At 68.1% G+C, this 13,871-nt stretch carries 16 protein-coding genes; 2 read left to right on the top strand and 14 right to left on the bottom strand.

The window, feature by feature from the left end; genetic code table 11:
- From VHS75_RS00860 to eno, 8 genes are all read right to left on the bottom strand, one after another.
- The coding region (locus VHS75_RS00860; protein ID WP_329636710.1) for a biotin/lipoyl-containing protein at nucleotides 1-883 on the bottom strand (883 nt) is incomplete at its 3' end.
- Nucleotides 880-1,287: a GFA family protein gene (locus VHS75_RS00855; protein WP_329636709.1), complete on the bottom strand. Its 408-nt coding sequence runs from the start codon at nucleotides 1,285-1,287 to the stop codon at nucleotides 880-882. The genes VHS75_RS00860 and VHS75_RS00855, both read right to left, overlap by 4 nt.
- 11 nt (nucleotides 1,288-1,298) lie before the next feature.
- Nucleotides 1,299-2,732, bottom strand: a complete 1,434-nt coding sequence (locus VHS75_RS00850) for a pyruvate dehydrogenase complex E1 component subunit beta (protein WP_329636708.1) — start codon at nucleotides 2,730-2,732, stop codon at nucleotides 1,299-1,301.
- The gene (gene pdhA / locus VHS75_RS00845; RefSeq protein ID WP_329636707.1) at nucleotides 2,729-3,790 is read right to left on the bottom strand and encodes a pyruvate dehydrogenase (acetyl-transferring) E1 component subunit alpha; all 1,062 of its coding nucleotides are present in this window, start codon (nucleotides 3,788-3,790) and stop codon (nucleotides 2,729-2,731) included. Before pdhA ends, VHS75_RS00850 begins: the two co-directional genes overlap by 4 nt.
- Nucleotides 3,791-3,840: 50 nt before the next feature.
- Nucleotides 3,841-4,137: an FtsB family cell division protein gene (locus tag VHS75_RS00840; RefSeq protein WP_329636706.1), complete on the bottom strand. Its 297-nt coding sequence runs from the start codon at nucleotides 4,135-4,137 to the stop codon at nucleotides 3,841-3,843.
- Nucleotides 4,138-4,200: 63 nt separating this feature from the next.
- On the bottom strand, nucleotides 4,201-5,415 hold the full coding sequence (locus VHS75_RS00835) for an MFS transporter (protein ID WP_329636705.1): 1,215 nt from the start codon (nucleotides 5,413-5,415) through the stop codon (nucleotides 4,201-4,203).
- Nucleotides 5,416-5,609: 194 nt separating this feature from the next.
- The gene (locus VHS75_RS00830) at nucleotides 5,610-6,797 is read right to left on the bottom strand and encodes a glycosyltransferase family 9 protein (RefSeq protein WP_329636704.1); all 1,188 of its coding nucleotides are present in this window, start codon (nucleotides 6,795-6,797) and stop codon (nucleotides 5,610-5,612) included.
- A gap of 17 nt (nucleotides 6,798-6,814) precedes the next feature.
- On the bottom strand, nucleotides 6,815-8,092 hold the full coding sequence (gene eno, locus VHS75_RS00825) for a phosphopyruvate hydratase (protein WP_329636703.1): 1,278 nt from the start codon (nucleotides 8,090-8,092) through the stop codon (nucleotides 6,815-6,817).
- A gap of 122 nt (nucleotides 8,093-8,214) precedes the next feature.
- Between eno and VHS75_RS00820 the strand changes: the two genes are divergently transcribed.
- A complete protein-coding gene (locus VHS75_RS00820) occupies nucleotides 8,215-8,985 on the top strand; it encodes an enoyl-CoA hydratase (protein ID WP_329636702.1) in 771 nt (256 codons plus the stop codon).
- Between the two features lie 2 nt (nucleotides 8,986-8,987).
- On the opposite strand, the gene VHS75_RS00815 is transcribed toward VHS75_RS00820, so the two are convergent.
- The 6 genes from VHS75_RS00815 to secG all read right to left on the bottom strand — a co-directional run bounded on the left by VHS75_RS00815 (nucleotide 8,988) and on the right by secG (nucleotide 12,885).
- The gene (locus VHS75_RS00815) at nucleotides 8,988-9,494 is read right to left on the bottom strand and encodes a hypothetical protein (protein ID WP_329636701.1); all 507 of its coding nucleotides are present in this window, start codon (nucleotides 9,492-9,494) and stop codon (nucleotides 8,988-8,990) included.
- 89 nt (nucleotides 9,495-9,583) lie between these two features.
- A complete protein-coding gene (rpmF, locus tag VHS75_RS00810) occupies nucleotides 9,584-9,766 on the bottom strand; it encodes a 50S ribosomal protein L32 (protein ID WP_111515250.1) in 183 nt (60 codons plus the stop codon).
- Nucleotides 9,767-9,838: 72 nt separating this feature from the next.
- Nucleotides 9,839-10,216 carry an MmcQ/YjbR family DNA-binding protein gene (locus VHS75_RS00805; protein WP_329636700.1) on the bottom strand — a complete coding sequence of 126 codons (378 nt, stop codon included), beginning with the start codon at nucleotides 10,214-10,216 and terminating at the stop codon, nucleotides 9,839-9,841.
- A gap of 3 nt (nucleotides 10,217-10,219) precedes the next feature.
- On the bottom strand, nucleotides 10,220-10,663 hold the full coding sequence (locus VHS75_RS00800; protein WP_329636699.1) for a DUF2214 family protein: 444 nt from the start codon (nucleotides 10,661-10,663) through the stop codon (nucleotides 10,220-10,222).
- Nucleotides 10,664-10,729: 66 nt separating this feature from the next.
- Nucleotides 10,730-12,370: a CTP synthase gene (locus VHS75_RS00795; protein ID WP_329636698.1), complete on the bottom strand. Its 1,641-nt coding sequence runs from the start codon at nucleotides 12,368-12,370 to the stop codon at nucleotides 10,730-10,732.
- Between the two features lie 77 nt (nucleotides 12,371-12,447).
- Nucleotides 12,448-12,885, bottom strand: coding sequence for a preprotein translocase subunit SecG (gene secG, locus VHS75_RS00790; protein ID WP_329636697.1), 438 nt, complete (start codon nucleotides 12,883-12,885; stop codon nucleotides 12,448-12,450).
- 150 nt (nucleotides 12,886-13,035) lie between these two features.
- On the opposite strand from secG, the gene VHS75_RS00785 reads away from it, so the two are divergent.
- Entirely contained in the window at nucleotides 13,036-13,575 is a 540-nt protein-coding gene (locus tag VHS75_RS00785; protein ID WP_329636696.1) for a GNAT family N-acetyltransferase, read from the top strand.
- The last annotated feature ends 296 nt before the right edge of the window (nucleotides 13,576-13,871 follow it).

Below are 13,871 nucleotides of genomic sequence, written 5' to 3'. Positions count from 1 at the left end.
GCGCCGCGGCGGCCGCCTTGATGACCATGTCGTTGACGCTGACCTTGACGCCGGACGCTTCGAGCATGGCGTTGATCTTCGCGCGGGCCGCCAGCAGTGCATCGATCTCCAGGTCGATGGTCAGCGGGAAGTGCGGCACATCGCGGAAGCTCTCGGTCATCCGCCGGGCGACCGTCTTGCGCATGCCGTCCAGCGGGATGAGGTCGTAGCTGCCGGCGGGGATGCCCTGCTGCTCCAGCGACTGGACCTGGCGCGGCGCGCCGGCCGCCACTGGCGCCGCGGCCGGCTGGCCGGCGGGCGCGGCGGCGGGCGCCTTGGCCTGGCCCGGCTGAGCCGCGTCCACGTCGGCCTTCACGATCCGCCCATGCGGCCCGGAGCCCGTCACGGCCGCCAGATCCAGGCCCTTCTGCTCGGCGATACGCCGCGCCAGCGGCGAGGCGAAGATGCGTTGGCCGCCTGACTTCGCAGTCGATGGCTTCGAAACCTCACCCGCTTGCGGGGAAGGTGGCGGCGAAGCCGACGGAGGGGATGTTGGGGCCGTGCTCCGAGTGGGCGGCAGCGCCCCCTCCACCGCTTCGCGGTCCCCCGAAGCCTTCGCTTCGGGTGAGGTTTTAGGGGCCGGCGCGGCTGACGCGCCGGAATCCTCACCGGACAGCCGGGCGATCGGGGCGTTGACCTTCACGCCCTCGGTGCCCTCGGCGACCAGGATGTCCTCGACCGTGCCTTCATCGACGGCTTCCACCACCATGGTGGCCTTGTCGGTCTCGATCTCGGCGATGACGTCGCCGGACTTCACCGTGTCGCCCTTCTTCACGTGCCATTTGGCCAGCGTGCCCTCCTCCATGGTCGGAGAGAGCGCCGGCATCAGGATGTCGATGCTCATGCGGGCTCCTTGGAGAGATGGGCGAGGCCCGCGGCGTTGGCTTCCCAGTTCTTGCCATCGAACGCCTCGATCCGCAGATCGAAGCCGTCGGTGGAGTCCAGGCAGCGCGCGTTCACGCTCCAGCCGTCGGGGTTCGAGCGCGGGCGGTAGAAGCCCTTGATCCCGCAGTCGGCGCAGAACAGGTGCTTCGCGACGCGGGTGTTGAAGCTGTACTCGGCCAGCCGCTCGGCGCCCTTGGTGATGCGGAAGCGGCTCTCCGGCACAATGATGTGCACGAAGCCGGTCTTCTCGCACATCGAACAGTTGCAGGTCTGGGCCTCGACGCTGGGCGGCAGGGCCACCTCGAAGCGCACCCCTCCGCAGTGGCAGCCGCCGGCGTGCCAGGTGAACGGGCTCTCGCTCATTTGCCCAACGCTCATTTGTAGCTGACCGCCTTGGCCGCCTTCACGATCTTGTCGACCGAGGGCAGCGACAGGGCCTCGAGGTTCGCCGCGTAGGGCAGCGGCACGTCTTCCTGGCAAACGCGGGCCGGCGGCGCGTCTAGATAGTCGAAGGCCAGTTCCACGACCCGGGCCGCGACCTCGGCGCCGACGCCCATGGGGCCCCAGCCTTCCTCGACCGTGACCAGGCGGTTGGTCTTCTTGACGCTCTCGACGACAGTGCCGATGTCCATCGGCCGGATGGTGCGCAGGTCGATGACCTCGGCCTCGATGCCCTCTTCCGCCAGCTTCTCGGCTGCCTGCAGGCAGAAGCCGACCATGCGGGAATAGGCGACCAGGGTGACGCCGGTTCCTTCGCGGCGGACCTTAGCCTTGCCGATCGGCAGCACCCAGTCGATGCCTTCCGGCACATCGAATTCCAGGCCGTACATCATCTCGTTTTCGAGGAAGACGACGGGGTTCGGGTCGCGGATCGCGGCCTTCAAGAGGCCCTTGGCGTCGGCTGCGTCATAGGGCGCGATCACCTTCAGGCCGGGCACGTGGCCGTACCAGCCGGCGTAGTCCTGGCTGTGTTGCGCGCCGACCCGCGCCGCCGCCCCGTTGGGGCCGCGGAAGACGATGGAGGTCTTGATCTGGCCGCCGGACATATAGAGCGTCTTGGCGGCCGAATTGACAATATGATCAATGGCCTGCATGGCGAAATTGAAGGTCATGAACTCGACGATCGGCTTCAGGCCGGCCATGGCTGCGCCGACGCCGAGGCCGGCGAAGCCGTATTCGGTGATCGGGGTGTCGATCACTCGCTTGTCGCCGAACTCCTGCAAGAGCTCGCGGCTGACCTTGTAGGCGCCCTGGTACTGGGCGACTTCCTCGCCCATCAGGAAGACGTCCTTGTCGCGGCGCATCTCCTCGGCCATGGCGTCGCGCAGGGCGTCACGGACGGTCATCTTGACCAGCTTAGTCCCTTCCGGGAGCTCGGGGTCCTTCAGCGTCTGCGCCGGCGCGACGGGCGCGGTCGCCTTGCCTTCGGCCCGGGGTTTGGCGTCGGCTTCCGGAGCTTTGCGCTCAGGGTCGCCGGAGGCTTCGGCCCGCGATTGAGGCGCGGCAGCTTCAGCCTTGGGCTCGGGCGCCGCCTCAGCCTTGGCGGCTGGCGGCGGAGCTGAGACACCGTCTTCGCCGGACAGCCGCGCGATTGGCGTGTTGACCTTCACCTCTTCAGCGCCCTCCGGCACCAGGATCTCTTCGACGGTGCCCTCGTCGACGGCTTCCACCTCCATGGTGGCCTTGTCGGTCTCGATCTCGGCGATCACGTCGCCGGAGCGGACCTTGTCGCCGACCTTCACATGCCATTTGGCTAGCGTGCCCTCCTCCATGGTCGGAGAGAGCGCCGGCATCAGGACGTCGGTCATGCCGTCACCGCCGAGGACGCTTCGGTATAGACGTCCGTGTAGAGTTCCTTGGGATCGGGCTCCGGCGAGGTGCGCGCGAACTCGGCGGCGTCGGCCACGACGCGCTTCACCTCGGCGTCGATGGCCTTCAGCGTCGCCTCGTCGGCCCAGCCTTTTTTCTCAAGCATCTCCTCGACGTGATCGATGGGGTCGCGGGTCTTGCGGACCTCATCCACCTCGTCGCGAGTGCGATACTTGGCCGGGTCGCTCATCGAGTGGCCGCGGTAGCGGTAGGTCTTCATTTCCAGAATGTAGGGGCCCTTGCCGGAGCGGGCGTATTCGGCGGCCTTTTCGGCGGCGGCCTTCACGGCCAGCACGTCCATGCCGTCGACCTCCTCGCCCGGAATCCGGAAGGAGGCGCCGCGTTTGTAGAGATGGGTCTCCGACGACGAGCGGTCGATGGAGGTGCCCATGGCGTACTGGTTGTTCTCGATGACGTAGACGACCGGCAGGCTCCAGAGCTCCGCCATGTTGAAGCTCTCGTAGACCTGGCCCTGGTTGGCGGCGCCGTCGCCGAAGTAGGTGAAGGCCACTCTGCCGTCGTCGCGATAGCGATTGGCGAGCGCCAGGCCGGTGCCCAGACTGACCTGCGCGCCGACGATCCCGTGGCCGCCATAGAAATTCGCTTCGGTCGAGAACATATGCATCGAGCCGCCCTTGCCGTGCGACGAGCCCGAGGCCCGGCCGGTCAGCTCGGCCATCACTTCCTTGGGGTCCATGCCGCAGGCCAGCATGTGGCCATGCTCGCGGTAGCCGGTGATCACCTGATCGCCGGGCTTCTGCGCCGCCTGCACGCCGACCGCGATGGCTTCCTGGCCGATGTAGAGATGGCAGAAGCCGCCGATCAGCCCCATGCCGTAGAGCTGGCCCGCACGCTCCTCGAAGCGGCGGATCAGCAGCATGTCCCGATAGTGCTTTAGCAGTTCATCCTTGCCGTCACCGCCGGCCCGGAAGGGCTTGTGGTTGTCGACACCGTTGGCTTTCCGCCGACCGGCCGCGCCGGCCTGCTCACGCGCCATGCGTATCTCCGTGATCCGTCCGCAAGACCTCTAGAACCCGCAGGCGGGCCCTAAGGCTTCATGCGGATCACATAGTCCCTCGGATCGGCGAAGCCTAGCAGGGAGCGCGCCCTTTCCTCCAGCAGATCGGCCGAAAGGCTGGTGTCGCGCAGCAGGCGCGCACGGGTTTCCAAATCCTGCCGCTGACGCTGCACCTGGGCGAGCTCGCGGGTCTTGGCGATCAGGGCCTCGTCGCGCTGGTTGGAGGTCAGCAGGCCGCGGTCGCCGGTGAAGGCGTGGAAGGCGAAATAGACGATGAGCAGGGCCAGCAGCGCGGTCGGCAGATAGGGGCGGAGGCGAGCGAGCACGGCGAATCCCTGCAACAGAGCGGAATTCATCGCCCGGGCATGCTTAACGGCGCGCTAACCACCTCACGCGGCGGGCTTGCGCCACCCCAACGCCAGGACGCAGATCCCGCCAACGAGCGTGACCGGCAGCAGGCCCGTCAGGACCTGGGCCGCACTTCCGCCCGAGGCCAACAGGACCGCCGCGGAGGCCGGCCCGGCGATCGAGCCGACCCGGCTGGCGGCGACGCCGGCGCCGAGGCCCGTGCCGCGGATGGCCTGCGGATAGAGGATGCCCGCCACCGCGTAGAGGATCACCTGCACGGCCAGGATCGCGCCGCCGAGGAGCGCGGCGAGACCTATGATGGCGGGCCCGTGCAGGGCCGCGACCACCAGCAGCAAGGTGGGCAGGGCGACAACGCTCGCCGCGATCGCTGAGCGGCGCCAAGGGCTGTCCATCAGGAGGCCCACGCCGAGCGCGGCGGCTGCGCCGCCGAGGTTGAAACCCACCTGGGCGAGCGCGGCCTGGCTCTTGGAGAGTCCTTGAGCCTGCAGCAGCAGGGGCAGCCAGTTCAGCATCAGATGCAGCGCGAGAGCCATCAGCAGGAAGCCCAGCCAGAGCGCGACCGTGCGCGCGGCGCGCCCGTCTCCGAACAGGGCCTCCGCGATCGAAGCCGGCGCTGTGTCACCCGCCCCGGCCTTTGCGCCGGCCTGCCCGGCTTCGGGCGGCATCAGGGCGATGACCGCGCCGGCGGCGATCAGCGGGCTCACCCCGCCCATGATGAAGACCTCCCGCCAATGGTCCGACGGCAGGATCACGGTCAGGGCGCTGGCGATCGCGCCGCCCAGCGGCATGCCGAAATAGCCGATGGCGATATGGCCGCTGCGCGGCGACAGGCCGCCGTAGTCCGCGGCGATGGCAACCGCATTGGGCAGCGCGCCGCCCAGGCCGAGGCCGGTGAGGACGCGGAAAGCCGTCAGCGTGTTGAGGTCCCCCGCCGTCGCGGTCGCCAGGGAGAAGAGGCCGAAGATCGCCAGGGACGCGACCAGCACCAGGCGGCGGCCGAAGCGATCCGATAGCCGTCCTCCAACCAGGGCTCCGAACAGCAGGCCAAAGTTGCCGGCGCTGAAGAACCAGCCGAGCGCCTTGGGGGCGACGTGAAAGGCATGGGCCACGCCGCCGCCGGTCACCCCGGCCGCCTGGACGTCGAAGCCCTCGCAGAGCGCCGCCAGGAAGCAGAGGCCGAGGATCAGCGGGCCGGAACCGGCCGGCGCGGCCGTCGTCGTCGAAGCCGAAGTCATCGCTCTTCCCCAGCGCGGCCGCCTTAGCGTTCAGCCTAGCGAGCCCCGGCGGCGCAGAATGGCTTGCTGCAATCACGCACGCTAGAGCGCGCAGGGTGAAGTGGATACCGGTTCACCCGTCCGACGCGCTCTAAACCTTTGAAGATAGACCCTTCTCATCCGGTTCGGGTGATTCCACCTGAACCGGGAAGGGTCTAGGCAAGTTCGCGCCGCCAGGCCTCGGCGATCCGATCGATCACTGCAGCCGGGGCCTCGCCCGGCGCCTGCCGGAACAGGCGATGGCCTACGTACCAGGGGCTGTCCTCGCGGTCCTGGAACCAGCGCCAGTCCTGCCAGAACCAGGGCAGCATCAGCCAGCAGGGCTTGCCGATCGCGCCGGCCAAGTGCGCGACCGCCGTGTCGACCGTCACCACCAGGTCCAGTTGCTCGATGATGGCGGCCAGGTCGGCGAAGTCGCCCACCGGCTCGGTCAGGTCGATCAGCCGGGCGCCGGCCTTCCGGAGCGGATCCAGGGCTTCAGCGGACGGAAGCGAGCGGCGCGCGTCGTTCGGATGCGACCCGCGCCCGCGCCAGGCAACGCCCACCGCCTTTGGCGGAGCGTGTCCGGCCCACCTGGCGCGGGCGGCCGCCGGCGCACGCAGATAGGGTTCGCCCGCCACGTCGGCGAGGGTGACGCCCAGGCGGCCGGGCGTGGACAGGGCCAGGCTCCAGTAGTCCGGCGGCTCGAAGGTCGTGTTCCGGCCGCGCGCCACGACCTTCACCGGAAGCTCGGCGAACAGCGCCTGGAGTTCCGGCGGACAGACCAAGGTGACGTCCGCGCCCAGGTTCCGAACCGCCAGCGCATAGCGCGCGAACTGGATCTGGTCGCCAAAGCCTTGCTCCGGCCAGATCAGCAGGCGCCGTCCGGCCACAGGCTCGCCCTGCCATTCGTTCGGCAAGGGCAGAGGCTCGGCGCCCTGGCCGGGCAATCCTTTGCGGCTTTCGTACAATGGCCAACCGGCCGCGAAATCGCCCAGGCCGAGCTTCAGGTGGCCGCAGGCCAGGCGCAGGCGCGGGTCGTCCGGCGTCAGGGCCAGGGCCTGCGAATAGAACGGCTCCGCCTCGCGCCAGCGCCCGGTCTTGTGCAGGAAGCCCGCCAAGCCCTGCAGGGACCACGCGGCGCCGGGCCTTCGCGTTACGGCCTGCCGGTAGGCGCCCTCCGCCTCCGGGAACTCCCCCAGGCGGCTGAGGGTGTCGGCGAGGTTGCGCCAGGCCTCCGCGCTGGCCGGGGCCGCGGTGACGATGTCCCGCCAACGGGCCGCCGCCGACGGCAGGTCGCCGGCCGCCTGCAGGGCGGCGGCGTCCCGAAAGGCGGCCACGATGGTCTCGTTGGTGAGGCGCATGGTCTCGCCCCGGCGCGTCAGCGCTTCAGCGCGCTCCGCCCCGCATAGACCGCCTGGTCGCCCAGCTCTTCCTCGATGCGCAGGAGCTGGTTGTACTTGGCCGTGCGGTCCGAGCGGGAGAGTGACCCGGTCTTGATCTGCCCGCAATTGGTGGCCACGGCCAGATCGGCGATGGTGGTGTCCTCGGTCTCACCCGAGCGATGGCTCATCACCGCGGTGTAGGCCGCGCGGTGGGCCATATCGACGGCGTCCAGAGTCTCCGAGAGCGTGCCGATCTGGTTGACCTTCACCAGGATCGAATTGGCCAGGCCCTTCTCGATGCCCATGGCCAGGCGCGTGGTGTTGGTGACAAAGAGGTCGTCGCCCACCAGTTGCAGCTTGCCGCCCAGCTTGTCGGTGAGCAGCTTCCAGCCCTCCAGGTCGTCCTCGGCGCAGCCGTCCTCGATGGTGACGATCGGGAAACCGGCCGCCAGCTTGGCCAGGTAGTCGACCATGCCGGCCGGATCGAGCGTCAGGCCCTCGCCGGCGACCACGTACTTGCCGTCCTTGAAGAATTCGGTGGCCGCCGCGTCGAGGCCCAGGACGAAGTCCTTCTCGGGCTTGTATCCGGCCGCCTCGCCGGCCTGCATGATGAAGGTCAGCGCCTCTTCGGCCGAGCCGATGTTGGGGGCGAAGCCGCCCTCGTCGCCGACATTGGTGTTGTGGCCGGCGGCGTACAGCTTCGACTTCAGGGCGTGGAAGATCTCCGAACCCATCCGCAGGCCCTCGGCGAAGGTCGCCGCGCCCACCGGCAGGATCATGAACTCCTGGATGTCGATCGGATTGTCGGCGTGGGCCCCGCCATTGATGATGTTCATCATCGGCGTCGGCAGGACGCGCGCCGAAACGCCGCCCACGTACTTGTAGAGCGGCAAGGCCGCCGAGCTGGCCGCCGCCTTGGCCGCCGCCAGGCTGACGCCCAGGATGGCGTTGGCGCCCAGGCGGGCCTTGTTCGGTGTGCCGTCGAGCTCGATCAGCATCCGGTCGAGGCGGCGCTGGTCCTCGGCGTCGGCGCCGGCCAGCGCGTCGTAGATCTCGCCGTTGACCGCGTCGACCGCCTGCAGGACGCCCTTGCCGCCGTAGCGCTTCTTGTCGCCGTCGCGCTTCTCGACCGCCTCGTGGGCGCCGGTGGAGGCGCCGGAGGGGACGGCGCAGCGCCCCATCGAGCCGTCCTCCAGGACCACGTCCACCTCCACCGTCGGATTGCCGCGGCTGTCGAGGATTTCGCGGGCGGTAATGTCGACGATCTCGGTCATGGGATTTCTCTGCGGGATTCTCTGGTTTTCGGGCGCGGGCGAGGCTTAGCCAGCTTCCCGCCGTGGGGCAACTTGACTTGGCCCGTCGGCGTCGCGCTCATGCCCGAAAATCGGAGACCTCCATGCTGCTCGTCGAACGCCAGGACGCCGTCGCTGTCGTCACCTTCAATCGCCCCGAGGCGATGAACGCGTTGTCCAAGGCGTTGCGAGCCGCCCTGCAGCAGGCGTTCGTGGAACTGGACGCCGATCCGACGGTGAAGGTGATCGTCCTGACCGGCGCTGGCGAGCGGGCGTTCACCGCGGGCCTCGACTTGAAGGAACTCTCCACCGACCCGTTGGGCATGGGCGCGGCCAACGCCACCGATCCGGCGGAGAACCCGACGCGCGCCGTTCTGGCCTGCTCCAAGCCGATCGTTGGCGCGATCAACGGCGTGGCAATCACCGGCGGGTTCGAGGTGGCGCTGGCCTGCGACGTGCTGATCTGCTCGACCAACGCCCGCTTCGCCGACACCCACGCCCGCGTCGGCATCACGCCCGGCTGGGGCCTGTCGCAGAAGCTCTCCCGCGTCATCGGCCCCTACCGCGCCAAGGAGTTGTCGCTGACCGGCAACTTCCTCTCCGCCCGACAAGCCTATGACTGGGGCCTGGTGAACCGGGTGGTCGAGCCGGCGGAGCTGATGCCCGCGGCGCTGAAGCTGGCGCATGAGATGGCCTCCATCGAGGCCGAGATGCTCGTCACCTACAAGGCGATGATTGACGACGGCTATGTGCTGAGCCTGGGCGACGGTTTGGCGCTGGAGCATGAGCGCTCGGTGATCCACAACGCCGCCGTGACGCCGGAGATGGTCGAGGCGCGCCGGGCGGCGGTCCAGGCGCGGGGCCGGACGCAGTAGGCCTAGAGGCAACCTTCGATGTAGGTGATCGACCGGTCTCCGGCGCGGACATAGACCACCTGGCCATGCTCGTTCGTGCCGTAAAGCACGCCGCGCTTCCTTCCAGGACGCCAATACGTGAGGTCGTGCGCGGGCTCGTCCATGTAGGCGGCGGTCGCGACCTCAAGCGAAGGGCCATATGCTTTCCGCAAATCGGCTTCGCTTGAACCGACGCCGAAGCCCTTGTCGGTGTGAAGGGTCTTTCCGTCGGTCTCGATCCGACTGATGCGGCCATTGCGCGCCATCACGCCGATGTCCGGGCGCCCGGGCCAAGTGTCCTGCCGGCATTCGTAGCTGCTCACGCCGTCATTCCGCGAGATATGAAGGTGGAACTGACGCACCGCGTCCCGCTCGTGCATCCCGATTCGAAGCTTCCCCCAGCGATCCGGCGTGAGCGGCGGTGAGGCAGATGCCGCCCAGGCCGAAGCCGCGGCGATCAAGGTCAGCAAGACGAGGAGGCGGCTCGACATCGGGACAGCCTAAGGCCAAGCCGCAGAATCAGAAACGCCGGCCGCGATCCGCAGGCCGGCGTTTCAAAAACTCGAACGCGTGGAAGCGGCTAGTCTTCCTTCGGCGTCAGGACCTGGCGGCCCTTGTACATGCCGGTCTTCAGGTCGACGTGGTGCGGGCGCTTCAGCTCGCCGGTTTCCTTGTCTTCGACGAAGGAATTGGCGCCCAGCGCGTGGTGGGAGCGGCGCATGTTCCGCCGCGAGGGCGAAGTTTTGCGTTTAGGAACAGCCATCGGAGTGTCTCGCGGGTGTGGAAATGCGAGCGGCGGCCGAATGGGGCCGCCACGTGAGCCGGGGTGTATGCCTCAAACCCCCTCGCCGATCAAGCGCGACACGAGCGACTTCGGCGCGACGTGGGTCCAGGCGGGGCGAAGCGCCGTCGACAGAACCGCTTCATCGGTCCGCGGCAGGCGGATGTAGGTCCAGCCATGGTGGCCGTAGGTCTCGGTCGGCTCGATGGCGTCGGGATAGGCCGCGGCCATGTTCAGTTGGTCCTCGCGATCCAGCTTGGCGACCGCGATGTCGTCCGCGGCGAGGTCTGGAAACAGCGCGCCGTTCCCGGTCACGCCCAGCATTGCGAAGATGCGTTTGCGCACCCGGAAGGCCGGGCGGCGGCGATGGAGGTCCTCGTAGGCCTCTGGCAGAGCCAGCGCGATGCGGCGAAGATCGGCCTGGCTGGCCACAGGCTAGGCGGGGAACTCGCCGTAGCCGCGGGCCATGGCGGCGGCGAAGGCCGGCAGCAGGGCGAAAAGGACCATTTCAGCCCATAGCCAGCGGCGTACTCCGGCGACCTGGGCGTCGGTGGGCGTCGCCGCCGCCCGACGCCAGCGGAGGTAGGCGAGCGTCGGCGGGATCGACAGCAGGCCGATGACGATGAAAGTCCCCACCTTCAGGTGGAAGAACAGGTTGTGCGAATAGTAGAGCCAGCCCTTGGCGGCGAAGATCGCTCGCGAGAACCCGACCACGACGATCAGTCCGGCCAGGACGCCGTACATCAGGTCGATGCGGCCGATCCGGGTGACGGTCTCCAGGTCGACGCCCTTACGCACCAGCACGAGCTCGGCGAACAGCACGCCGAACAGGCTGAAGACCAGGATGTGGTGGCCGATCGCCAGGACCAGGTCGAGCATCCGTGAATCTCCAGCGGCGTCGGGCCGAGGAACCCACCTCTGCCCGGACCCGTCAAGCCGGAGAGGTCAGACCAGGCGGCTGCGGTTGCGCGCGGCGCCGATGAAGCTGGCGAACAGCGGGTGCGGGTCGAAGGGGCGGCTCTTCAGTTCCGGATGGTACTGCACACCCACGAACCACGGGTGGTCGGTGCGCTCGCAAAGCTCCGGCAGCACCCCGTCCGGCGACAGGCCGGTGAACTTCAGCCCCGCCTGCTCGATGGCGTCGCGGTAGGCGATGTTGACCTCGTAGCGGTGCCGGTGGCGCTCGGAGATGGTCGGCGCGCCGTAGATCTGCGCCACCAGGCTGCCCGGCGTCAGCACCGCCTCGTAGGCCCCGCAGCGCATGGTGCCGCCGAGCTCGCCGCCCTCCCCGCGGACTTCCTTCTCGTTGCCGCGCACCCACTCGGTCATCAGGCCGACGATGGGCTCCGAGGTCGGCCCGAACTCGGTAGAGGACGCCTGATGGATGCCGGCCAGGTTCCGCGCCGCCTCGATCATCGCCATCTGCATGCCGAAGCAGATGCCGAAATAGGGGATGCCGTGCACCCGCGCGAACTGCACGGCGCGGATCATCCCTTCCGAGCCGCGCTCGCCGAAGGCGCCGGGCACCAGGACGCCATGCACGCCGGTCAGGCGCTCGCCGATCATCCGGTCGTCGCGCTCGAAGGCCTCGCCCTCGATCCAGTCGAACTTGACGCGGACGTTGTTGGCCACGCCGCCGTGGGTCAGGGCCTCGATCAGCGATTTGTAGGCGTCGGTCAGCGCCGTGTACTTGCCGACGATGGCGATATTCACCTCGCCGTCCGGATGGCTGAGCGTGTGGGAGATCGACTCCCAGCGGCTGAGGTTGGGCGCGGGCGCCGTGTCCTTCATCCCGAAGACGTCCAGCACTTCGGAGTCGAGCCCTTGCTCATGATAGTCGAGCGGCACGTGGTAGATGTTCTCCGAGTCCATCGCCTGGATGACCGCGCTCGGCCGCACGTTGCAGAACAGGCCAAGTTTCTTCCGCTCAGCTTCCGGGATCGGCATCTCGCAGCGGCAGAGCAGGATGTCCGGCTGGATGCCGATGGAGCGCAGCTCCTTCACCGAGTGCTGGGTGGGCTTGGTCTTCATCTCCCCGGCCGTCTTGATGAACGGCAAGAGCGTCAGGTGGATGAAGCACGCATGGCCGCGGGGCAGCTCCTGGCCCAGCTGGCGGATCGCCTCGAAGAACGGCAGGCCTTCGATGTCGCCCACCGTGCCGCCCACTTCGACCAGCACGAAGTCGACGCCCTCGCCCGGATCGGCCAGGACGAAGTCCTTGATCTCGCCGGTGACGTGCGGGATCACCTGGACGGTGGCGCCGAGGTAGTCGCCGCGCCGCTCCTTCTCGATGATCGTCTTGTAGATCTGGCCGGTGGTGATGTTGTCGTTGCGGGTCGCGTTGACGCCGGTGAACCGCTCGTAGTGACCCAGGTCCAGGTCGGTCTCCGCGCCGTCGTCGGTCACGAAGACCTCGCCGTGCTGATAGGGGCTCATCGTCCCCGGATCGACGTTGAGATAGGGGTCGAGCTTGCGCAGCCGGACGCCGTAGCCTCGCGCTTGAAGGAGCGCGCCGAGAGCGGCGGACGCGAGACCCTTACCCAAAGAGGAGACCACGCCGCCGGTGATGAAGATGTACCGGGCCATGGGCGTTCAGATTAGCAGCGATTCGCGGACGCGCTGGCGCAATCGGCGCCGTAGCCCAACTATCCCCAGCAAAACGGCTATTGCGGGGGCGCGGACGGGCCGGGCTGGGCCGGCTGCCCGAGGAACGGGTTGTTGATCGTGGGCTGAGGCGCCTGCAGCGGGACCGGCGCGCCTTGCGGGGCGCCCGGCTGAGCGGTTCCGGCCGGCGGGCGCGAGGGCTTGGGCTGGTTCAGCGTCGAGGGATCGATGTTGTCGATCTTCAGGCGGTCGACGACCGAGGACGCGCCCTTTTCCCGGCCTTCCAGGATCGTCAGCAGCAGGGCGATGATGAAGAAAGCCGAGCCGAGGATCCAAGTGGTGCGGGTCAGGAGATCGCCCACGCCGCGCACCGACATCATGCCGCCGGAGCTGCCGCCGCCCACGAATCCGCCGCCTTCCGAGCGCTGCAGCAGCACCACGCCGATCAGGCTGAGGCTGACGATGATCTGGGCGGCGAGCAGGAGGCCAATCAGCATGGGCGTTCTTTAGTCTCTGTGCGTTCGGCCGGTCACACCTGCGGCGATTTGCAGGAAAGCCCAGCGAAATGAAGCGCGGGCTCTATCACCGAGACCGCCTCAAGGCCATAGCTAGGGCGTCGCAGTCCTCAGACAAGCATTTGCCCAACGATGAGTCCCGACCTCAGTCTCCTGCCGATCCTCGAGACCCAGAGGATGCGGCTGACGCCGGTGGCGGCCGAGGACACGCAATACATCTTCCCCCTGATGGCCGACGCTGAGGTGATGGCCTTCTGGGACATGGGCGAGATCGACGACCCGGACATCATCGCCAATATCGTCGCGGGCCAGATGGACGAGATGATCGAGGGCAAGGCGGTCTACTGGGCGATGCGCGCGCTCAGCGACGACCAGTTCATCGGCACCTGCGACCTCTCGGAGATCGATCGGCGGCATCACCGGGCGGAGGTCGGCTTCATGCTGGGCCGCGAGGCCTGGGGCCAGGGCTATGCGCTGGAGGCCATGCAGGCGGTGCTGGCCTACGCCGCAGCCTCGGGCCTGCGAAGGCTGCTGGCGCGCAGCCACCTGGGCAACCGCCGGTCCGACGCCCTGCTGGAGCGACTTGGCTTCGTCGAGGAAGGCATGCTGCGCGGCCACGTGCTGCGCGACGGCGAACGGCGCGATTGCCGGCTGTTCGGGCTGTTACTGTAGGCGCCTTCCCTCCGCGTGCTTCCTTCTCTCCTTTAATGGGGAGGGACAGATCGCGAAGCGAGCAGGGTGGGGAGGTGTGGGCCAAAGTATGGAGTCAGCGCTTGAGCGCGACTTCCGCACCCGTCTCGGCTTCGCCCCGCCACCCTCCCCACGAAGGCTACCGGATTCACACATCTAAATAGAATGAGTGCTTTCAGTGGCTTATCGGAGACCAACAAGTCCGTACACTGAGAGTCCGTGCTGGGCAGGTTGTCTTGAAACGATTGAGCATTTTCCGCCTAGCAGGCCGGAACTCG

It is taken from the genome of Phenylobacterium sp. (genome assembly GCF_036264965.1).
Classification (GTDB): domain Bacteria; phylum Pseudomonadota; class Alphaproteobacteria; order Caulobacterales; family Caulobacteraceae; genus Phenylobacterium.
Note: the sequence above shows the minus strand (reverse complement) of the source record. Positions and strands in the feature narration are given on the sequence as shown.

Coding starts and splice junctions, on each gene's coding strand:
- VHS75_RS00795 (WP_329636698.1), bottom strand. CDS start 12,370: ATGGCCCGGTACATCTTCATCACCGGCGGCGTGGTCTCCTCTTTGGGT.
- VHS75_RS00830 (WP_329636704.1), bottom strand. CDS start 6,797: ATGCGCCTCACCAACGAGACCATCGTGGCCGCCTTTCGGGACGCCGCC.
- VHS75_RS00815 (WP_329636701.1), bottom strand. CDS start 9,494: ATGTCGAGCCGCCTCCTCGTCTTGCTGACCTTGATCGCCGCGGCTTCG.
- pdhA (WP_329636707.1), bottom strand. CDS start 3,790: ATGGCGCGTGAGCAGGCCGGCGCGGCCGGTCGGCGGAAAGCCAACGGT.
- VHS75_RS00850 (WP_329636708.1), bottom strand. CDS start 2,732: ATGACCGACGTCCTGATGCCGGCGCTCTCTCCGACCATGGAGGAGGGC.
- rpmF (WP_111515250.1), bottom strand. CDS start 9,766: ATGGCTGTTCCTAAACGCAAAACTTCGCCCTCGCGGCGGAACATGCGC.
- VHS75_RS00855 (WP_329636709.1), bottom strand. CDS start 1,287: ATGAGCGAGAGCCCGTTCACCTGGCACGCCGGCGGCTGCCACTGCGGA.
- VHS75_RS00785 (WP_329636696.1), top strand. CDS start 13,036: ATGAGTCCCGACCTCAGTCTCCTGCCGATCCTCGAGACCCAGAGGATG.
- VHS75_RS00835 (WP_329636705.1), bottom strand. CDS start 5,415: ATGACTTCGGCTTCGACGACGACGGCCGCGCCGGCCGGTTCCGGCCCG.
- eno (WP_329636703.1), bottom strand. CDS start 8,092: ATGACCGAGATCGTCGACATTACCGCCCGCGAAATCCTCGACAGCCGC.
- VHS75_RS00820 (WP_329636702.1), top strand. CDS start 8,215: ATGCTGCTCGTCGAACGCCAGGACGCCGTCGCTGTCGTCACCTTCAAT.
- VHS75_RS00800 (WP_329636699.1), bottom strand. CDS start 10,663: ATGCTCGACCTGGTCCTGGCGATCGGCCACCACATCCTGGTCTTCAGC.
- secG (WP_329636697.1), bottom strand. CDS start 12,885: ATGCTGATTGGCCTCCTGCTCGCCGCCCAGATCATCGTCAGCCTCAGC.